The organism is Kribbella ginsengisoli, assembly GCF_039537185.1.
Classification (GTDB): domain Bacteria; phylum Actinomycetota; class Actinomycetes; order Propionibacteriales; family Kribbellaceae; genus Kribbella; species Kribbella koreensis.
Genome location: NZ_BAABAA010000003.1, coordinates 310,417 through 330,094, shown reverse-complemented (window position 1 = coordinate 330,094; position 19,678 = coordinate 310,417). Strand labels below are relative to the sequence as shown.

Annotated in this window: 16 protein-coding genes; 14 read left to right on the top strand and 2 right to left on the bottom strand. The window is 68.3% G+C overall.

The annotated features are described in order from the left end of the window. Positions 1-13 precede the first annotated feature (13 nt). The 7 genes from ABD768_RS15195 to ABD768_RS15165 all read left to right on the top strand — a co-directional run bounded on the left by ABD768_RS15195 (position 14) and on the right by ABD768_RS15165 (position 6,786). A complete protein-coding gene (locus ABD768_RS15195; RefSeq protein ID WP_343971840.1) occupies positions 14-265 on the top strand; it encodes a hypothetical protein in 252 nt (83 codons plus the stop codon). 101 nt (positions 266-366) lie between these two features. Continuing rightward, a complete protein-coding gene (locus tag ABD768_RS15190) occupies positions 367-1,260 on the top strand; it encodes a hypothetical protein (protein WP_344841103.1) in 894 nt (297 codons plus the stop codon). Then, complete coding sequence (locus ABD768_RS15185) at positions 1,260-3,035, top strand: GMC oxidoreductase (RefSeq protein ID WP_344841102.1); 1,776 nt, start codon at positions 1,260-1,262, stop codon at positions 3,033-3,035. Before ABD768_RS15190 ends, ABD768_RS15185 begins: the two co-directional genes overlap by 1 nt. 80 nt (positions 3,036-3,115) lie before the next feature. Then, entirely contained in the window at positions 3,116-4,522 is a 1,407-nt protein-coding gene (locus tag ABD768_RS15180; RefSeq protein ID WP_344841101.1) for a CHRD domain-containing protein, read from the top strand. 98 nt (positions 4,523-4,620) lie between these two features. After that, positions 4,621-5,388, top strand: a complete 768-nt coding sequence (locus ABD768_RS15175) for a phytanoyl-CoA dioxygenase family protein (RefSeq protein ID WP_344841100.1) — start codon at positions 4,621-4,623, stop codon at positions 5,386-5,388. A gap of 37 nt (positions 5,389-5,425) precedes the next feature. Continuing rightward, positions 5,426-5,887 (top strand): DUF3592 domain-containing protein, encoded by a 462-nt coding sequence (locus tag ABD768_RS15170; protein ID WP_343971850.1) that lies wholly within the window; start codon positions 5,426-5,428, stop codon positions 5,885-5,887. Further along, a complete protein-coding gene (locus ABD768_RS15165) occupies positions 5,878-6,786 on the top strand; it encodes an AraC family transcriptional regulator (RefSeq protein WP_343971852.1) in 909 nt (302 codons plus the stop codon). The genes ABD768_RS15170 and ABD768_RS15165 overlap by 10 nt, the downstream gene beginning before the upstream one ends. Positions 6,787-6,792: 6 nt before the next feature. Here ABD768_RS15165 and ABD768_RS15160 read toward each other — a convergent pair whose 3' ends face one another. After that, a complete protein-coding gene (locus ABD768_RS15160) occupies positions 6,793-7,245 on the bottom strand; it encodes a DUF3574 domain-containing protein (RefSeq protein WP_344841098.1) in 453 nt (150 codons plus the stop codon). A 225-nt stretch (positions 7,246-7,470) separates the two neighbouring features. Here ABD768_RS15160 and leuS point away from each other — a divergent pair, with 225 nt between their 5' ends. From leuS to ABD768_RS15140, 4 genes are all read left to right on the top strand, one after another. Beyond that, a complete protein-coding gene (gene leuS / locus ABD768_RS15155) occupies positions 7,471-10,002 on the top strand; it encodes a leucine--tRNA ligase (RefSeq protein WP_425558425.1) in 2,532 nt (843 codons plus the stop codon). A gap of 12 nt (positions 10,003-10,014) precedes the next feature. Then, positions 10,015-10,434 (top strand): YjbQ family protein, encoded by a 420-nt coding sequence (locus tag ABD768_RS15150; RefSeq protein WP_343971858.1) that lies wholly within the window; start codon positions 10,015-10,017, stop codon positions 10,432-10,434. Positions 10,435-10,530: 96 nt separating this feature from the next. Continuing rightward, the gene (locus tag ABD768_RS15145; RefSeq protein WP_343971860.1) at positions 10,531-10,737 is read left to right on the top strand and encodes a hypothetical protein; all 207 of its coding nucleotides are present in this window, start codon (positions 10,531-10,533) and stop codon (positions 10,735-10,737) included. Positions 10,738-10,945: 208 nt separating this feature from the next. Then, entirely contained in the window at positions 10,946-13,456 is a 2,511-nt protein-coding gene (locus ABD768_RS15140) for an ATP-binding protein (RefSeq protein ID WP_344841094.1), read from the top strand. Positions 13,457-14,254: 798 nt separating this feature from the next. On the opposite strand, the gene ABD768_RS15135 is transcribed toward ABD768_RS15140, so the two are convergent. Beyond that, positions 14,255-14,764 (bottom strand): pyridoxamine 5'-phosphate oxidase family protein, encoded by a 510-nt coding sequence (locus ABD768_RS15135; protein WP_344841093.1) that lies wholly within the window; start codon positions 14,762-14,764, stop codon positions 14,255-14,257. A gap of 52 nt (positions 14,765-14,816) precedes the next feature. Here ABD768_RS15135 and ABD768_RS15130 point away from each other — a divergent pair, with 52 nt between their 5' ends. The 3 genes from ABD768_RS15130 to ABD768_RS15120 all read left to right on the top strand — a co-directional run bounded on the left by ABD768_RS15130 (position 14,817) and on the right by ABD768_RS15120 (position 19,635). Then, entirely contained in the window at positions 14,817-15,659 is an 843-nt protein-coding gene (locus ABD768_RS15130) for a DegV family protein (protein WP_344841092.1), read from the top strand. An 846-nt stretch (positions 15,660-16,505) separates the two neighbouring features. Further along, positions 16,506-17,774, top strand: a complete 1,269-nt coding sequence (locus ABD768_RS15125) for a VOC family protein (RefSeq protein WP_344841090.1) — start codon at positions 16,506-16,508, stop codon at positions 17,772-17,774. A 139-nt stretch (positions 17,775-17,913) separates the two neighbouring features. Then, on the top strand, positions 17,914-19,635 hold the full coding sequence (locus ABD768_RS15120; protein WP_344841089.1) for an ICP22 family protein: 1,722 nt from the start codon (positions 17,914-17,916) through the stop codon (positions 19,633-19,635). Positions 19,636-19,678: the final 43 nt, after the last annotated feature.

Here is a 19,678-nt window from a genome sequence, read left to right as displayed (position 1 = left end):
GAGGGGCGGACAGATGACGGAGAAGAAGAAGGCCGGAGCGTTCGACATCCGGGTGGTGATCGCGTTGCTGATCGCGATCTACGGGGTGGTGCTGACGATCCTCGGGATCATCGCCGACCCCAAGGAGGTCGACAAGGCGGCCGGCATCAACATCAACCTGTGGGGCGGCCTCGCGATGCTCGTCTTCGCGGCGATCTTCACCCTCTGGGCGAGACTGCGGCCGATCGTCGTACCAGTGGAGAAAGTGGACGAAACAAGCGAGTGACCCTTCGGCACCACTGGTCGTTGTAGGACCAGTGGTGCCGGTGGTCCTTCCCCCTGACCTGGGATCCCGGCGTGGCCCCATTTCACTGCGAAGGACCCCGTATGCCTGCTGCAGTTCCTCTTGCCCGAAGGGTCTTCCTGGCCCGGATCGGCGTTCTCGGCGCAGCACTGGGCGGGGGCGGGCTGCTGACACGCAGCCTGCTCAACCCCGCCGACGCCGCGACGAACCCGCTCCTTCCGCCCGCGGTCGACCTCGTCCGCCCTGTCCTCGCGGCACTGGCCCGCGACACCCTCAACGGTCTGACCGCCTTCTGCCTGCCCGGCCCGGACCAGTACTCCCGGACCCAGCGTGCCTCCAGCAGTACGCCGGGTGCGATGGAGGCCGGCGCGACCGACTTCATGATCGCCGCGCTCGACAACTTCGTGCCGTTCCCCGACGCGCTCGCCCAGCCGATCAGTGCCGCTCTGGTGACGGGACTGGCCGACACGGGCATCAGCCTGCCGGGCCTCGAAGTACTGCCGGCCGAGCTGCGCAGTCTCGACCGGGCGTTCGCGGCGATCCTGCACAGCGACGAGGCGATTCCGTTGTCGTTCCCGATCGCCGGCCTGCTCAACCTGATGGCGACCCAGGTCAACCCGGCCGCCGTCAACGGCCCGCACCTGTCGCCGTTCGCGCGCCTCACGTACGCCGAGAAGGCGAAGGCGTTCGAGCTGATCGAGAAGACCGACTCGGATCTGGTCGCGTTGCTGGACGTGCAGTTCCCCGAGCCGTTGAAGGAGTCCGTGTCCGGGCTGCTCAAGTTCGTCGGCGGCGCGCTGATCGAGTTCGGCACCTTCGGCGCGTACGGCGAGTTCGCGGTACTGGACCGGGAGACCAAGACGCTGCGCAAGCGGCCGGTCGGCTGGACCCTCACCGGTTACCAGCCGCACGGGCCCGTCGAGGGCTGGGACGACTTCATCGGCTACTACCAGGGGCGTAAAGAGGTGCACGACTGATGCGCGACGTGATCGTGATCGGAGCCGGCGGTGGTGGACCCGTGGTCGCCAAGGAGCTGGCCGCGAAGGGGCTCGACGTCCTGCTGCTCGAGGCCGGTCCGCGGCACGCGAAGCCGCGGGAGGAGTGGTCGACGTTCGAGGAGGATGCGAACAACCCACTCACCGGGTACTTCCGCCTCGGCCCGACGGACCGGTCCAAGCCCGCGTGGTACCGGGAATGGCCGCAGAACTCGTTCGTCTGGCAGCTGTCCGGTGTCGGCGGCACGACCCAGCACTTCTACGGCAACTACCCGCGTGCCTACCCGGGTGTCTTCAAGGGGTACGACGGCGCCGACCGCAACGAGTACGACGTGAACCACCGGTTCCCGTTCACGTACTCCGAAATGGTCCCGTACTTCGAATGGGTCGAGGCGATCATGCCCGTCCAGACGGCCGCGATGGGACACAAGGAGCAACTGTTCTTCAAGGGCGCGGAGACCCTCGGGCTGCCCGTCCAGACCACCAAGACGACGCTCAGGCAGTCGTACCGTCCGCAGGAGAACGCGATCCTGCAACCCGGCGGGACGGCCGGCAAGACCTCGGACAAGAACCTGCTCAACTACCCGCAGGCGACCGGTTGCACCTTCTGCGGCTACTGCTTCCAGGGCTGCATGCGGCCGAATGGTGCCCCACGCAACCAATTCGCCAAGCGCTCGACGGACAACAGCTACGTGCCGATGGCGTTGACGGCCGAGGTCTGGTCGCGTGGCGGCAAGCCGGTGGAGCTGATCGCCGACGCGTACGTGACCAGGGTGCACACGGAGTTGCGGCATGGAGTACTGACCGCGTCCGGTGCGACGTGGCGGGACAACGTGTCAGGTGACGAGCACCGCGAGGATGCCCGGGTCGTGGTGATGTCCGGTGGGTGCACGGAGAATCCGCGGCTGTGGTTCAACAGCGGGCTGCCGAACCAGAACGGCTGGGTCGGGCGCGGGTACACCGATCACTTCTTCGACTGGATGATCGGGTCGTTCGACGACTACACCGGCAACCCCAAGGGCGTCGGGTCGAGCGCCCGGCTGGACTACCCGCCGTACGGGGGACTGGAGAACGTCGGCCTGCCGCCGGCGCTGAACGCGTTCGCCGGCACGCTGTCGGACAGCGGGATCCGCGGCCAGTACAAGAACGGCCGCGGTCAGACCGGGCCGTGGGACGGACCGGCCGGGCGGCTGATGGGGCCGGAGCTCAAGGAGCTGCTGGCCGGTGGCATCGACAAGCTGCTCACCGTGCTGGTGATCACCGACGACGACGTCGAGGCGCAGAACCGGGTCACCACGTCGGCGCTGCCGGCCGACGAGAACGGGCCGATCCCGAAGGTCACCTTCCAGCAGCGCAAGCGCACCAAGCGGACCCTGAACAACCGCGAGGTGATGGCGCGAAAGGCCGCCGAGCTGCTGCGGGGTGCCGGTGCGAAGAAGGTCTACCGGATCGACTGGGCGCCGCTCATCCTGCACGTCCAGTCGTCGATGCGGATGGGCGAATCCGAACAGAACTCGGTCCTCGACCCCCGCGGCGAGACGCGTGCGGTCAAGCGTCTCTTCATCGCCGACAACTCGGCGCTGTCCAACGGCCTCGGCGGCCCCAACCCGACCCTCACCAGCCAGGCCCTGGCCACCCGCACCGCCGAGAAGATCTTCGAGACGTACTTCGACGGCGACCCCTGGGTCCGCACGGAGAGCCCGGTGGTCTCCACCGACCCGCGGATCAGTGTGCGGCTGGGCCAGCTGGGGCTGTAGAAAGTTGATTTGAACCGATCCAGAAAACCTTACGTGCTGTTGGTCGAGGGCACTGAAGACCAACTACGAAAGGCTTTCCGATGTCTGTTCGCAAGTATGTCCTGCCAGCTGTCGTCACGGGCGTGGCGGCGTCGGTCGTCGTCGCCGGCGTCGCCTTCGCCCACGATGATCACTCCGCGCAGGACGCCGTCGTCACCCACAACAGTCACCAGGCAGCCGATGCGGGACCGCCTGTCGCCGCTGCTGCCGGGAACAGCAAAGCTCCGGCGGTCTACCTCGCCGCCGGGCTGAGCGGGCGCAACGAGGTACCGGTCGCCGGCGGTCCGGCCGTCGGCGATCCGGACGGCCGCGCCACCGCCGTGGTCCGGATCAAGGGCGACCTGGTCTCGTACGCCGTGCGCTGGCAGAACATCACTGCCCCGAAGGCGTTCCACATCCATCAGGGCGCGGCCGGGACGAACGGTGGCGTCAAGATCGACTTCCTCGGCTCGGACATCCCGGCCGGAGCCTCGGCCGTGACCGGCACCGTCAAGGTGACCGACCAGGCGCTGCTCGACTCGATCCGGGCCAACCCGGCCGGCTTCTACCTGAACCTGCACACGGCCGAGTTCCCAGGTGGGGCGGTCCGCGGCCAGACGCACGCGTTGAGCCGCGCGGTCGACCTCAACGGCGTACTGAACGGCTCGGTCGCGGACAACCTGCAAGCTGTTGCTGATGGCAAGCAGGAGGTACCCGGCCCGAAGCCCTCCGGCGACAAGGACGGCCGCGCCGAGTGGTTGTTGCAGGCAAGTGGTGACAAGGTCTCGTACGCGGCGGTCTGGAGCGGTATCGGCGCACCGACCAACGGGCACATCCACGCCGGCGCCAGGGGCATCAACGGCGCGGTCGCGGCCGACCTGTTCGCCGACGCGGACGGCCTGCCTGCCTCGGTGACGGGCATCGCCGGTACGGCGACCGTCGGCGCCGAACTGGCCGGTCAGCTGGCGAAGAATCCGGCCGGGTTCTACACCAACCTGCACACCGCCGAGTTCAGCGGCGGCGCCGTCCGCGGCCAGCTGGCGAGGAACACCCACGGTCAGCCGCGCGCGGCGCAGGCGGCAGTCGTCGGCGGATCGCAGATCTACCGGTGCGTCGCGCAGCCCGGCGGCGGGTTCGCGTTCGGTCAGTTCGGTGTCGCGGCCGTCCTGCGGGAAGGCATCCTGCACTCGTTCTCGAAGCCGGTCGACGGCCCGCCGCAGTGGATCGCGCCGGACGGCACCGCGGTCACCGGCAAGCTGATCACCAAGTCGGCCAACGGCCAGGGCAACATCCCGGAGCTGCTGCTGGACGCCAAGCAGGTCGGTGGCCGGTCCGGCATCCTCGCCGACAGCACCCAGATCCTGCGGCTGAACACGGTCGGCGGTGTCGCCCCGGCCGGTAGCTGCGACCCGGAGAAGGACGCCATCGCGACGGTTCCGTACCAGGCGGACTACCTCTTCCTCGGGTAAACCGTGTCCGTTTCGCGAACATCGGTGTCCGGGTAGATCCTGCTGCCCGGGCACCGCTGTTCGTAGGCTCGGTAGTACCCGATCAGGAGGAATCCGAGATGACGATCACGCAGAGCCGGACGGATCTGCCGGCGCTGGCCACGCAGTACGCCGAACAGGGCTTCGTACTGGTGAAAGGCCTGCTCAGCAAGGAAGAAGCGGCCGCCTACCGGGAGACCAGCCATGCGTTGCTGGCCCGGTTGAACCGGGACGACGACCCGACCTGGCAGTCGGCGATGGGGATGTCGGACGCGAAGACGAGGCTGCAGCACCTGCACGACGCGCAGTTCTACGACGCGGCGTTCTCGAAGCTGCTGGTGGATCCGCGGTTCACGGATGTGGCCGCTGCGGTGATGGGTGTCGAGGACGTCCAGCTGCATCACACCAAGCTGTTCGTGAAGCCGCCGGAGAACGGGTCGCCGTTCCCGTTGCACCAGGACTATCCGTTCTTCCCGCACAAGTACCACCGGGTCGGCGCCGCCATCTTCCACTTCGACGACGCGCCGGAGGAGAAGGGATGCGTGCGGGTGATCCCGGGCAGCCACCTCGCGGGGCCCCGTGAGCACGACCCGGAGGGGTCGTTCCACCTTCCCGACGTACCGTTCGAAGACGCCGTACCGCAGCCTGCCGAGGCCGGCGACGTGCTGTTCTTCACCTACCTGACCGTCCACGGCTCCGGCGTGAACGTCAGCAGCGAACCCCGGACGACCTGGCTGGTCCAGTACCGCGACCCGTCCGACCCGCCGACCGTGAAGACCCACGACCACTCACTCGGGCAGGGCATGATCCTGCGTGGAATCGACCCGACCGGCCGAGGATCGGTCTGACCGCTGTGTGGACCGGACCGGATCTAGGCTGCGGCCCATGCAATCCAGCTGGACTCCAGCCGACCCCGCCACCCGCCCCGCTCCGCTCTGGGTGATGTTGTTGCCTCTGATCATCGGGGGGCTCTTCGTCGGGTACCTCGGTGTCAGTTCGGTCGTGGACACCTACCACTTGCAGGTCCGTGGCGTGTCCGTGACAACGGATCTGGTGACAGTGACCGACCCGGTGGGCAAAGGCTCCACGAGAGTCGATGTCTGGTTCAAGACGGCCGACGGACACTTGGCCGAGGCGCGGTTGGAGCGGTATCGCAACGTGGAATCGCACCAGGAGATTCAGGTGGAGTACGACCCTGAGCACCCGGAGAACGCTCAGCAGCTCGGGATGGGCTACGCCTACCGCTACCTGGGCAGTGTCGGTCTGCTCCTGCTGTCCGCGCTGACTCTGTGGGGGACCGGGTTCCTCATCGTCTCCAGCCGTAGGAGGTATGGGCGTTGGCGTTGAGTCTCGCGGCTGTCGCGGATGCGGAGCGGTTCGTTGATCTCTCGGGGCTGTTGGAGTCCTGTGAGGTCGGCGAGTTCCGTGCGGACTTTGTGAGCTGGGGGCACTACCGGCCGGAGTACTGGCGGAACTACTGGCACAGCCACTCCTTCTATGAGGTGTGTTTGGCCTACGAAGGGGAGGGGCGGTTCAACTGCGGGGCGGCGGAGTACGACGTCAGCGCGGGTGACCTGTTCCTGGCGCGGCCGGGGGATGTGCATGAGATCGAGTCCAGCCGGTCGGCGCCGCTGGGGATCGCCTTCTGGGGGTTCACCTTCCGCCCGACGACGGTTGTCTCCGGTACCGGGTGGTGGTCGGGGCTGAATCGGCCTGACGGGCCAGTGATGTCGCGAGAGCTGGGTGGGCTGCCTGCCGTCGTCACTGCTCTGGCAGCGGAGGCTTCTGAGCCGCGATCCGGGTATGGCGAGGCAGTGGCGGCTCTGGGGGCTGCGCTGGTGCTGGACACGGCGCGGGCGTTCGCGCTCGACCAGGATCTCTCGGTGGCTCCCGTAGTACGGGAGAGAGGGCTGGTGGTGGTTGAGGCGATGCAGCGGCACCTGCTGGACAACCTGGCTCGCCCGGTGACGGTGCGGGAGGTGGCGGCCGCAGTACACCTCTCGGAGCGGCATGCGGAGCGGCTCTTCCGGCAGGTGGTCGGGGCGTCGATGATGTCGACGCTGCGGCGGATGCGGCTGGAGCTCGCCGCGCAGCTGCTGTTCGACCCTGCGTACACGGTGACCGAGGTGGCGCGGGCCTGCGGGTACTCCGACGTACGGCCGTTCTCCACTGCGTTCAAGCGGCACTACGGCCGTACGCCGGGGGAGTACCGCCGTACGGGCGGTACCTCCTTCGTATCCGGCTAGTTCGGGCTAGAAGGAGACCTGCTCGGTGCTGTCGGTCCGGAGTACAGACTCCTGCAGGAACTGCTTCTCGTACTTGCTGCGGATCTCCTCGATCTTCTTGCTGCTCTCGTCCTGCCCGTCGAGCGGGTAGAGCAGCACGACGACCTTGGAGCGCTCCTTGACGATCTTGCCGTCCTCGCCCCTCCACTGCCCGTTGCCGGCCAGCACGGTGAGGCCGTCGGGGAAGCGCGGCGTGACGACGTCGTTCACGAACCGGCTGAACTGGTGCTCGGTCACGTCCGGGCCCGGCTTGTCGGTCCCGAAGAACAGCTCGGTCCGGACCCAGGTGTCCCCGACGAGCTTGACCGTCGCCGGCTGCTTGTCGTCGCCGTGGGCCTGGTTGAGGGCGACAGCGGTCGGGGTGGCCAGCGCGGTCACCACCAGGGCGGCGGTAGCGGTCTTCTTGGCGATATGCATCATGGCGACGACGCTAAAAGCGTCCACGGCCCGCTGGGGCCAGATCCGTCGGATGCTGGCCCGGTGGCCCTGGGAGTGTGCCCGTTCGGCCTGCCCGCGGGGATGCGCTAATCTGGTGGTATGCGAGTGACCCTGCTCCTTAGTTAGCCGTACTGGCGCCTTCTGAGCGCTGACCAGTACGGCGTCCCCTCCTGCGTGAGGGGCTTTTTCATTTCTGGCAGGGTTCCCATGACATCTCTAGGACGCAGGAGTACGACGGTGAGCGAGCAGGTGGAGCACGAGGCGGACGACGCGATCGACCGCGGCGGCTATGACTTCAATGCCATGCAGGCCAAGTGGCGGCCGGTGTGGGAGAAGCTCGACCCGTTCAAGGCGCGTGACGACGGCAAGTCCGAGCGCCGGTACGCGCTGACGATGTTCTCCTACCCGTCCGGCGACCTGCACATGGGCCACGGCGAGGTGTTCGCGCTGCACGACGTGCTGTCCCGGTTCTGGTTCCAGCAGGGCTACGACGTGCTGAACCCGATCGGCTGGGACTCCTTCGGGCTGCCCGCTGAGAACGCGGCGATCAAGCGCAACGAGCACCCGGCGACGTACACGTACGCCAACATCGAGACCCAGGCGGAGTCGATCCGGCGGTACGCGCTGAGCTTCGACTGGTCGCGCCGGCTGCACACGTCCGACCCGGAGTACTACCGGTGGACCCAGTGGCTGTTCCTGCGGTTCTTCGAGAAGGGGCTGGCGTACCGCAAGGCGTCGTACGTGAACTGGTGCCCCAACGACCAGACCGTGCTGGCCAACGAGCAGGTCGTCCAGGGCCGCTGCGAGCGCTGCGGCTTCGAGGTGACCAAGCGCGAGCTGACCCAGTGGTACTTCAAGACGACCGACTACGCCCAGCGGCTGCTGGACGACATGGACCAGCTGCAGTGGCCGGAAGAGATCCTGCTGCAGCAGCGGAACTGGATCGGCCGCTCCGAGGGCGCCTTCACCGCCTTCGAAGTTGACAGTCAGGTGGAGGGTCGCGAAGAGCCGATCAAGGTCTTCACGACTCGTCCCGACACGCTGTTCGGCGCCACCTTCCTGGTCGTCGCGCCGGACTCCAAGCTGGCCGCCGACCTGGTCACGCCGGATCAGCAGGAGGCCTTCGACGAGTACCTGAAGGCCGTCAAGGCGTCGACCGAGATCGAGCGGCTGAGCACCGACCGGGAGAAGACCGGCGTCTTCCTGGGTTCCTACGCGACCAACCCGGTGACCGGCGAGCGGATCCCGATCTGGGCCGCGGACTATGTGCTGTCCGACTACGGCACCGGCGCGATCATGGCCGTCCCCGGCCAGGACTCGCGCGACTGGGAGTTCGCCGAGAAGTTCGGCCTGCCGATCGTCCGGACCGTCCAGCCGGAAGAGGGCTTCGACGGCAAGGCGTTCACCGGCGACGGCCCGGCGATCAACAGCTCCAACGCGGAGATCAGCCTGGACGGGCTGGGCGTCACCGAGGCCAAGTCGGCGATCATCGACTGGCTGGAGGACAAGGGCCTGGGCGAGCGGACGATCAACTACCGGCTGCGCGACTGGCTGCTGAGCCGGCAGCGCTACTGGGGTGCGCCGATCCCGATCATCCACTGCCCGGTCGACGGGGAAGTGCCGGTACCTGACGACCAGCTGCCCGTCGAGCTGCCGGACCTGCGGGGTGCGGCTCTCGCTCCCCGGGGTGTCTCTCCCCTGGCGTCGGCCCGCGACTGGGTCGAGGTCAGCTGCCCGAAGTGTGGTGGGCCCGCCGAGCGGGACACCGACACGATGGACACCTTCGTCGACTCGTCCTGGTACTTCCTGCGCTACATCTCGCCGGACTACACCGAGGGCCCGTTCGACCGGGCCGCGGCGGACCGCTGGATGCCGACGTACCAGTACGTCGGTGGCAAGGAGCATGCCGTACTGCACCTGCTGTACGCGCGGTTCTTCGTCAAGGCGCTGCACGACATGGGCATGCTGGACGCCACCGAGCCCTTCACCCGGCTGCTGAACCAGGGCCAGGTGATCAACGAGGGCAAGGCGATGAGCAAGTCGCTGGGCAACGGCGTGAACCTGGGTGACCAGCTGGACGCCTTCGGGGTCGACGCGGTCCGGCTGACGATGGTCTTCGCCGGTCCGCCGGACGACGACATCGACTGGGCCGACATGTCTCCGGGCGGGTCGCTGAAGTTCCTGCAGCGGGCCTGGCGGCTGAGCGGGTCGGTCGAGTCTCCGGTCGGCGTCGACTTCTCGACGGGTGACCTGGCGCTGCGCAAGCTGACCCACAAGGCGGTGCACGACGCGACCGAGCTGATCGAGTCGTACCGGTTCAACGTGATGGTCGCCCGGACGATGGAGCTGGTGAACGCCACCCGCAAGGCGATCGACTCCGGTCCGGGGGCGGCCGACCCGGCCGTCCGCGAGGCGGTCGAGGCGGTGGCGGTCCTGCTGAGCCTGGTCGCGCCGTACACGGCCGAGGACATGTGGGAGAACCTGGGTCACGAGCCCACGGTCGCCAAGGCCGGCTGGCCGAAGGTCGACCCGGCGCTGCTGGTCGAGGACTCGGTCATCGCGATCGTCCAGATCGCCGGCAAGGTGAAGGACCGGCTGGAGGTGTCGCCCGACATCTCCGATGCCGACCTGGAGCAGCTGGCGCTGGCGTCCGAGGCGGTCCAGAAGGCTCTGGACGGCCGGGGAACCCGCAAGGTCATCGTCCGCGCGCCGAAGCTGGTCAACATCGTCCCTGCCTGAGACGCTGCACGGATGCGTTCAGAGCTGATCGACATCTCAACCGGCGGCCGCGAGGTCGTGTTCGATCTGACCAGCCGGTGTGAGCAGTTCGTCGCCGCTGAGGCCCACCAGGCCCAGGGCGACGGACTGCTCCATCTGTTCGTCCCGCACGCGACTGCCGGGATCGCGATCCTCGAGACCGGTGCGGGGAGCGATACGGATCTGCTCGCAGTACTGGAGGAGCTGCTGCCCCGCGACTTCCGCTGGCAGCACCGGCACGGTACGCCGGGGCACGGGCGCGATCACGTGCTGCCCGCGCTGATCCCGCCGTACGCGTCGATCCCGGTGATCGGCGGGCGGCTCGCGCTCGGCACCTGGCAGTCGATCTGTCTGGTCGACACCAATGTGGACAATCCCCAACGCCAGGTCCGGCTTTCCTGGTTGCCGAGTTAGCTGTCTTTTCAATTGACTCGCGGATTGTTCGTTACTTATTGCGATGTTGCCGAATGCGTTACGTATGCGAAACACGTCTCCGCTTGAATACTCGGCATGGCGGCCCTGGAGAACCTGCGTGAGCACTGGCTCGTGGTTGGTACCGAGCTCCTGGTCCGCGCGACCCGGAGTATTTGCGACGGCAGTCTGCTGAATGCGGAAACGGGCCGTGCCGATACCCGGGCGCGGATCGAGGAATGGTCCTCGGTGCTGTCTTTGTATACACCGGTGAATGAAGCGGATTCAGTGCGCGTCAGCGCCTGACGCGGCAATCAATCGCTTGTCTTCGACGCGTCCCTCCGCCCCATCGCCTTCGTTTTTCTGCTTGTCCGCACTCTGGTCACTGGGTGCATACGGCGCCGACGCCCCTGTCACGCTATGTTGTGGGGGGACTGTGAGGCTCTGAATGGGGTGACGGGCTTTGTCGGACGCGGATGGCCGGGCTGAGGGAAGGCGTGGTTTTGCCGATCTCTTGCTTGACCTGAGGGTCCAGGCAGGACTGTCGCAGGAGGAGCTGGCCGACAAGGCCGGGCTCAGCGTGAGGACCATCCGCGAGCTCGAAGCCGGCCGGGTCGCCCGGCCTCGCAAGGATTCCGTCCGCCTGCTGGCCGAGGGTCTCGGGCTGCGTGACGGCGACGCGCTGCAGTTCTTGGCGGCGGCTGGGCATGCGACGGTACGGCCGGTCATCGCGGTCGCTGACGCGGCGCCTTCGGGGTTGCGGTGGCGAGGTACGCGGCCGATCCCGGATGGTCTCGTCGGGCGCGATGACGAGCTGGCGGAGATCGAGACGCTGCTGCGGCAGAACCGGCTGGTGACGCTGGTCGGGCCGGGCGGCGTCGGCAAGACGGAGCTCGCGCTGGCCGCTGCCGATCGGGTCTCGTCGGTGGACACGGCCGTGGTGGTCGTCGACCTGACGACGGTGCAGCGCGATGCCGCCGTACCGTCGGCGATTCTCGACGCGTTCGGGACGGCGCCGGGGACTTCGGATCTCGATGACGTGCTGTCCGGGCGCAAGCCGGGTGACCTGGTGATCGTCGAGGACAACGCCGAGCACGTGCTCGACGGGGTCGCGACCGTGGCGAACCGGATGGTGCGGAGCTTCCCGGGGATCGGCGTACTGGTGACTTCGCGGATTCCGCTCGGGTTGCCGGACGAGGTCGTCCGCCGGGTGCAGGTGCTCGGCGTACCGGCCAACGACAAGGATCTGGACGAGATCGCGTCGTCGCCGGCGGTGGAGATGTTCTGCCGGCGGGCGGCGCGGGTGCGGCCCGACTTCGCGCTGACCGCTGAGAATGCGGCCACGGTGGCTCGGCTTTGCCAGCGGCTGGATGGGTTGCCGTTGGCTTTGGAGCTGGCGGCGGCGCGGGCCGGGTCGTTGTCGGTGGAGACGATTCTGGCGGCGCTGGACGATCGGTTCCGGTTGCTCTCTGGGCCGCGGCGGTTCGGGGCACCGCATCAGCGGACGCTGGCGGACACGATCGCGTGGAGCGTCGACGCGCTGTCGGATCCCGCGCGGCAGTTGCTGTATCGCGCGTCGATGCTGGGGTCGCCGTTCACCTTGGACGCTGTGGTGGGGGTGTGTACCGGGGAGCCGATCGACGCGCTGGACGTGCCGATGCTGCTCGCCGAGTTGGTGGACAAGTCGCTGCTGCAGCCGGTGCACGAGTTCGAGGCGTTGTACGGCGCTCGGTACAAGATGCTCGAGACGATCCGCGAGCATGCCTATGCGGGGTTGTCGTCGCAGGGGTCCGACCTGGTCGAGTTCAAGGATCGGACGGTCACGTGGTGCTCGACGTACGTCGAGGGGCTGGACGGCGCCTGGTCGAGTCCGGACCGCGAACGGCGGTACCGGGCGGCCAACGCGAACTCGGCGACCTTCGAGGTGGCGCTGGAGCGTGCCTCGGCGCTGGGGGACTGGGACACGGCTGCTGCGATCGTGCTCGGCTTCCGGATCGCGTGGCAGTACCAGGCGAGTCTGGCCGAGAGCGGGATCCAGTGGGCGAGCGTCTGCGCGGAGAACGTCCAGGACAAGGAGGTCAGCGGCCGGCTGCTCGCTATCGCGGGGCGGCTGTCCAACCTGACCGGTGACGTCCGCGCTGCCCGCCGGTACTACGGGGAGGCGCGCAACCTCATCTCGCCGTCCTCGGAGATGGGCCTGATGGCTCGTGGCGGGTGGGTGTCCTCCGGGTCGCTGCTCCTCGACACGGTGAGCCTCGCGGAGATCCCGACGCTGGTGGAGGACGCGATCAAGCACGGGGACGTGCAGCGCTCTGCGACGGTACAGGCGATCTGTGGGCTGGCGCTGGCCCGCTGGGGGCGGCTACCCGAGGCCAAGGAGCTGCTGCTCGCCTGGGAGGCTGCGCTGGTCAATCCCGGGGTGTATCCGGATGAGATCGCGTACATGGCTTTGAGCCGGGTCGAGCTGGAGCTGGGGAACCTGGCGGAGGCCCGGCGGTGGGCTGAGCTGGCGCGGGACAGCCAGGCGTCGGATGACCCGGAGCGGACCAAAGTGGCCGGGTGCCTGGCGATGGTGGAGTTCCAGGCCGGGCGGTTCGAGTTGGCGCAGGCGCTGATCGATGAGGCCGATGCTGACATCCGGGGGCACCGGGGGTACTTCGACTACCTGGTGATGCTCTACCGGAGTCGGCTGGCCCGGCGTACGGGGGATCTGGAGCAGGCCAGGTCGTCCATCCGGGACGCCGTTAACCGGTTGCTGCTCGAAGGCCGGGTTGTGTACCTGCTGGACGTGATGCCCGAGGCTGTGGCTGTGCTGCATGGGTTGGGGCAGCATGAGCAGGCTGATGCGCTCTGTGGGCAGCTACTGGCCTGGCAGCGGACGATGGACCCGCCGATGCTGCCTACGGCGTGGGCAGTGCTCCAGGAGTCCTGCGAGAGCGCTCCGGTGGCGCAGGGCTGGCCATTGCCCGACCCTGCCGAGGCTGCCCGCCATATGGCCGACGATCTGCTCGCGGCGCTCTCCTAACCTGCCTCGCTGCGCCCTCTCGACCGCTGCGGTAGCCGCGTACGTAGTACCGGCTGGCTCTTGCTGTGCGCTGGCGCCTGACGAGCATCGGCGTGTTTCGTGACGCCGATCGGCGGAAGCTGCCGGGGAACTGCCGGTATTTCTGCCTCGTCCGGACATGCTCGCCGGAACCAGAATTACAGCCGTAGGACAGGTTCCACGAGACAGAGTTCCGAGACCGGGATTCGAGCGATACGGGAGGGAGGCGATGACCATGAAGAGGCAATCATGGCTCGCCGGACTGCCGGGCAGCTCTTCGGACCCGGAGCAGGCGACGCGGAGGACATCCGGCAGTCGGACGGTGGGGGCGCCGAACAACTGCCGAGATCTCCGGAGTGCTGGCTCGTGTGGAGCTGTCCTACCTCACACCGGGGGCCGTGCACCGTCAGGGCACGTGACCCGGGGCGGGGTCCCAGCAGTGACCAGGCACACGACACAGGGGACGAGTGCCGGTCCGGTCGACACGGGGAAGCCGGCGGGTTTGGTCACCTGCGGGTGGGTCGACCGCTGGGGCTCCCCGGGGGGATTGCGGTGAGACGCACAGGGGACGGCTCACCGCGCTGCCGGTACCACGCCAAGTGAGCTGACACCGAGGGGGAGTCAGCTCAACCGCGAGGTGGAGGACCACACAGGGGATGGTCCCTCCACCTCGCCACGGCGTCCAGAAGCACCCAGCCGGCCACCACCAGCCGACTGGGCTCGTGACGCTCGGCGTCACACCCAGGCGGGTTGGCCGGTGCAACGGCCAACCCGCTGGTGTTATTTGCCGAGCACTGCCGCTTTGTCGAAGGCGTAGCCGACCATCCAGTGGGGTTGGAGACGGCAGTAGGCGATCTCGTCGGCCCAGGTCGAGGGTGAGCTGCCGTAGTGGGCCACCAGGTGCGCCTCGATCTCGGCGAAGTCGGGGTGGTCGGTGGTGAGGAACTCGACCTGGCCGTGGCTGAAGACGCCGAGTCGTTCGCCATCGACGTACGAGATGCTTGCGGCCGGTCTGGCTCTCATTTGACGCGCCTTGGCCGCCTGGGCCGACGTCGTGAACACCCACCGAGCGTGCAGGAAGTGCCCGTCGACGGCGCTGATCCTCGGCTCGCCCTTCGCCGTCACGGTGGCCAGGTTGAGCACGCACATGCCTTGCAGGAGCTGGACCAGCTCGTCGGCAGTCAGGCGGCGCTCGTCGTTGATGATCTCGCGCAGATGCTCCGTGGAGCGTCCGTAGGCCGCCTCGAGCAGCCGTTGCAGTTCGGCGACTTCCTCGCTCGTCTCCTTCATTGACCGAGTCTGACACCAGGCGCCGACGAAAACTGTCCGGTAACCTCGCTGCATGTCAGCCCACGTCCACGTCGTCACCGACTCCACTGCGGGTCTGTCGGCGCACGAGGTGCTCCGGCTCCCGCTGACCGTCGTACCGCTGCAGGTGGTGATCGGCGGGACGGCGTACGACGACGGCGCGACCAGCTCGGACGCGGTCGCCGAGGCGCTCAAGACGTTCACGCCGGTGTCGACCAGCCGGCCGGCTCCGCAGTCGTTCGCGGACACGTACGCCGAATGTGCCGCGGCCGGTGCCGAGTCGATCGTGTCGATCCACCTGTCGGGCGACATGTCGGGGACGTTCGAAGCGGCGATGATCGGGGCCAAGGAGTCGCCGATCCCGGTGCGGGTGGTCGATTCGCGGTCGCTGGGGATGGGGTTGGGGTTCCCGGTGCTTGCCGCTGCTTTGGCTGCTGCCGACGGCGCTGATCAGGCGGGGGTCGAGGCGGCTGCTCGGGAGCGGATGGCGGCTGTTTCGTCGTACTTCTATGTCGACACGCTCGAGTACCTGCGCCGCGGCGGGCGGATCGGGGCGGCGCAGGCGCTGCTCGGTACTGCGCTCGCGGTCAAGCCGCTGCTGACCATCAGCGGCGGGCGGATCGTACCGCTGGAGAAGGTCCGTACTTCGAGTCGCGCGATCGCTCGACTGGCTGACATCGCGGTCCAACGGGCCGGCGACGGGCCGGTGCAGGTCGCGGTCCATCACCTCGCCAACCTGGACAAGGCCCATACGTTGGCGGATGGCCTTGCGGAGCGCCTTCCGCAAGCGGATGAGATCGTGCTGCGCGAGGTCGGAGCAGTAATCGGCGCCCACGTGGGGCCCGGCATGCTCGCCGTCGTAATAGCCCCCCGCTGACTGCTGACTGCTGACTGCTGACTGCTGCCCATTGACCCCCTACCCACTGACTGGTGCGCGTCTGGCGGGCACACGTCGGCCGGGCCACATGTCGCACCGCCAGACGCACCCTGCTTCACCTCCACGCTGACTCCCGCCGGCTTCCCCGCACTTCCGCCCCAAGCTCCCGCAATCGGCACGGCTCGCTGCGCCGCCCCTCACGCGGGGCGGGAGAGCGTCGCTCGTCGTCACGCCCCCGCTGACACCGCCCCCGCTGCCGCTGCCGCACCGCTGCCCCCACCGGACCGCTGCCCCCTCATCGCTGCTGGCGCCGCTGCTGCCGCGCCGCTGCCCCGACCGCCCCGAACCGGACCGCTGCGCCCACGGCGGCCCCCACCGCTGCTGCCGCTGCTGCCGCGCCGCTGCCCCGACCGCCCCGAACCGGACCGCTGCGCCCACGGCGGCCCCCACCGCTGCTGCCGCGCCGCTGCCCCGACCGCCCCGAACCGGACCGCTGCGCCCACGGCGGCCCCCACCGCTGCTGCCGCGCCGCTGCCCCGACCGGACCGCTGCCCCCTCGTCGCTGCTGGCGCCGCTGCTGCCGCGCCGCTGCCCCGACCGCCCGAACCGGACCGCTGCGCCCACGGCGGCCCCCACCCGCTGCTGCCGCGCCGCTGCCCCGACCGCCCCCCGGACCGCTGCGCGTACCGCTCCCACCGCTGCTTCTGCCGCACCGCTGCCGCGTTGCCGTCGGAGTGGTTTGGTGCGGCACGGCCGCTGCGCAGATCGGGAGGGGGCGCTCGCCGGTGTGAGCGCTCGGGGGTTATTCCGGACGGGGATCGTCCGCGGACGGTCATACGCTGAGGCATGGCTGAGCTGGATGGTGTTGATGGGTGGCGGGCTTTTGATGGCGGTTTGAGCGCCTGGTTCGATGCGCCGTCGCCGTCGCCGTCGCCGTCGCGGTCGCCGTCGTTGGGGGTGGGGGCGGCGTTGGTTGCGCGCGTTGTGGAGTTGGTGGGCGGGCGGGAGTTTCCCGACTTTGACCTGCGGGCTGGTGGGGTTCGGGTGCGCATCGGCGTACCGGGAGGTGAACCGGGTCAGGCGGAGATGACGCTGGCTGGTGGGATCTCGGCGGCGGCGCAGGAGCTTGGGATGGTTGCGGATCCGGCGGGGTTGCAAGTCTTGCGGGTGGCGGTTTCGTCGGGTGAGTTGGCTTCGGTGGCGTCGTTCTGGAGTACTGCGTTCGCTTATGAGCCGGTCGGGGATCTTCGCTTCGAGGATCCGTTGCGGCGGGATCCGGCGATCTCGTTCTACCGGCTGGATGAGCCGCGGCCGTTGCGCAATCGGATTCACGTCGATGTGAGCCGGCCGTCGGAAGCTGTGGAGGCATTCAGGGCGGCTGTGGGGCAGGAGCCGTTCGGCCCGTGGGGAGTCGCGCTCGCCGACCCGGATGGGAACGAGATCGACCTCGTACCGGGCGGTGAACTCCCGACCGAGATCTCGGACGCGAGGGCGCGGACTGATGAGGTGGGGACGGCTGATTGGCGCGTGCTGTTCGGCGCGATGACCTTCTACCCGACGACTTCTCCCGCGCAGGCCGGCCGCCTCGCCACAGCCGTCGCGGCTCTCACTGACGAGGCGGGGCGGCCTTTGCTAGTGGATCTGCGCCCGGACGGGGTCACGATCGACAGCGGGAAGGATCAGTGGGAGGAAGACACCGCCGGGTTCGTGACGCTAGCGGCTCGAATCCAATCGGCGGCGCGGGAGCTTGGGCTGTCGGCGGATCCGGCGCGCCTGCGCTTCGTACAGTTCGGCATCGATGCCGTGGACGTGGCCGCGGTAAAGGACTTCTGGACGACCGTGCTCGGCTATCAGGAAACTCCTCGCGGCTATGACCTGTACGACCCACGCCGGCTCAACCCGACCTTCATCCTCCAGGAGATGGACGCCGCGGAATCGGAACGCCGCCGTCAGCGCAACCGCACCCACTTCGAACTCCTCGTACCAGCCGATCTTGTGGAGTCTCGCCTCGCCACGGCCGTCGCCGCCTGCGGGACGATCCTGCCTGCCGACCGTCCAGGCACCCGCACCGCCGCCGACCCAGAAGGCAATGAGCTCACCCTCATCACGTCCTGAGCCCTGCAGGGACCGCGACCACGCAACGTGTTCTATCACTTCTGGTTCAGCTCGGCGGCTCGCTGATTGCCCTTGTGGATAACGAGAAATCGGGTACTGCGTTTGCGTGCGATGCGTTACACAGCGTATTATCGAACACATGTTCCCACAGGATCTGGATGACTACGGCGCCCGCGAGACTCTCGCCGCGCTGGCGGAGGTCCATGATCTGCAGGGCCAGGCCGACCTCGCCGAGCTGCGTCTAGCTCTGCATTTCGCGGACCTGCATCCTGACCCCGCGACGCTCTCCGGACAGGTCGCGATGCCTGGTGGCGAGCGCGGCGTCGTGTACGGCGGCGTGGGGTGTCCGGCGGTCGCCGAGTTCGCCCCGGCGGAGTTCGGTGCCGTGACCGCTCGGTCTACGGGCGCCGCGGCGACCTTCATTGGTCAGGCGCTGGCGCTGCGGCACCGGTTGCCGCTGACCTGGGCGCAGGTGCTGTCTGGACACGCGACGGCCTGGAAAGCCCGCAAGGTCGCCAGCGCCTGCATGGAACTGTCGGAGGAAGGCGCCGCGATCGTCGACGCGAGAGTTGCCGCCATCGTCGACACGGTCACTCCGCTGCGGTTGGCGAACATCGTCAAGGCAGCGATGTGGCAGGCCGACCCGGAGGCGGCCAAGGCTCGGGCGGAGGAGAGGGCCCGGAAGCGAGGAGTGTGGGCCGGGCGATCCGATGAGTACGGCACGACGATGTTGTTCGTACGTGCCAGCTCGGGTGACGTGATCCGGTTCAAAGCCACCATCGACCAGTGCGCCGAAGCGCTTGCTGCGCTCGGCGACACCGATTCCGTGCAGCAGCGCCGCGCGAGAGCGTTCGGCATACTCGCCGACCCGGCGCAGGCTGACCAGCTCCTCCAGGTCGCCCACCACCTCACTGCATCAGGGATGGCCAGCCGTACCGACAACGATCCACCGGCTGACGCAGCGGCCGGCCCGATCGCCGGTACAGAGCGCAGCGCGACCGCCGGTGCCTCGGGCAGCGCGACTGACGATGTATCCGGCAGCCTCGACCCCGTCGACCCCGTCGACCCCGTCGAGCCCGGGGATCTCGATGTCGAGTGGGACATCGACTCTGGCCAGCGGGCCGACGATCTGAACAGGTTCGCCACCGACCACCCTCACGACGGCGCCTACGCGGAAGACACTCCGCATCCCAGTGATCCTGCGTACGACGACTACCTTCCCGACTCTTCGGATCCAATCGATGAGCCCTGGTCCTCAAGCCAGGCGGACGAGGCGCCGGAGTCCGATCGCGGTATGGACTGGGCAGCGCGCCGAGAGCTGGCCAAGAAACTCGAGGCCATCCGGCAGACCGCCTACACCGGGCGCAGACCCAGACAGACGGTCCTCTACGCCCACATCACCGACGAGGTTCTCCTCGCCGGGCAGGGCGTCGCGCGCGTCGAGGGCTATGGCCCAGTTTTCGTCGACCGGCTGCACGAGCTCCTCGGTCACGACCAGGTGGTCATCCAGCCGGTGATCGATCTCAGCGTCGGTGTCAGCGTCGACGCCTACGAGATCCCTCGCCGGATCCGCGAGCGGGTGAAGCTGACCTACCCGGTCGAACAGTTCCCGTACGGGACGGCCATGACCACCGAAAGCATCGATCTCGACCACATCGAACCCTTCGATCCGCACGGGCCGCCGGGGCAGACCAGTACGGCGAACCTCGTACCCCTGCGGCGATTCAGCCACCGGGTGAAGACCCATGGCGGCTGGACGTCCCGGCGCCTCGACGAACGCACCGTGGAGTGGACCACCCGCAACGGATTCGTCTTCCGCGTCGATCACCTGGGAACCCACCGAGTCGACGACGGCGACTGAGGTGGTTGTCCCCAGCCTGAGAAGTCCCTCCGCCGGATGCCGG

What these genes read in the sequence shown, in the direction of transcription:
- leuS (WP_425558425.1), top strand. Translation starts at nt 7,471, where the DNA reads ATGACATCTCTAGGACGCAGGAGTACGACGGTGAGCGAGCAGGTGGAG.
- ABD768_RS15170 (WP_343971850.1), top strand. Translation starts at nt 5,426, where the DNA reads ATGCAATCCAGCTGGACTCCAGCCGACCCCGCCACCCGCCCCGCTCCG.
- ABD768_RS15125 (WP_344841090.1), top strand. Translation starts at nt 16,506, where the DNA reads ATGGCTGAGCTGGATGGTGTTGATGGGTGGCGGGCTTTTGATGGCGGT.
- ABD768_RS15135 (WP_344841093.1), bottom strand. Translation starts at nt 14,764, where the DNA reads ATGAAGGAGACGAGCGAGGAAGTCGCCGAACTGCAACGGCTGCTCGAG.
- ABD768_RS15180 (WP_344841101.1), top strand. Translation starts at nt 3,116, where the DNA reads ATGTCTGTTCGCAAGTATGTCCTGCCAGCTGTCGTCACGGGCGTGGCG.
- ABD768_RS15130 (WP_344841092.1), top strand. Translation starts at nt 14,817, where the DNA reads ATGTCAGCCCACGTCCACGTCGTCACCGACTCCACTGCGGGTCTGTCG.
- ABD768_RS15185 (WP_344841102.1), top strand. Translation starts at nt 1,260, where the DNA reads ATGCGCGACGTGATCGTGATCGGAGCCGGCGGTGGTGGACCCGTGGTC.
- ABD768_RS15195 (WP_343971840.1), top strand. Translation starts at nt 14, where the DNA reads ATGACGGAGAAGAAGAAGGCCGGAGCGTTCGACATCCGGGTGGTGATC.
- ABD768_RS15175 (WP_344841100.1), top strand. Translation starts at nt 4,621, where the DNA reads ATGACGATCACGCAGAGCCGGACGGATCTGCCGGCGCTGGCCACGCAG.
- ABD768_RS15145 (WP_343971860.1), top strand. Translation starts at nt 10,531, where the DNA reads ATGGCGGCCCTGGAGAACCTGCGTGAGCACTGGCTCGTGGTTGGTACC.
- ABD768_RS15160 (WP_344841098.1), bottom strand. Translation starts at nt 7,245, where the DNA reads ATGATGCATATCGCCAAGAAGACCGCTACCGCCGCCCTGGTGGTGACC.
- ABD768_RS15120 (WP_344841089.1), top strand. Translation starts at nt 17,914, where the DNA reads ATGTTCCCACAGGATCTGGATGACTACGGCGCCCGCGAGACTCTCGCC.
- ABD768_RS15190 (WP_344841103.1), top strand. Translation starts at nt 367, where the DNA reads ATGCCTGCTGCAGTTCCTCTTGCCCGAAGGGTCTTCCTGGCCCGGATC.
- ABD768_RS15150 (WP_343971858.1), top strand. Translation starts at nt 10,015, where the DNA reads ATGCGTTCAGAGCTGATCGACATCTCAACCGGCGGCCGCGAGGTCGTG.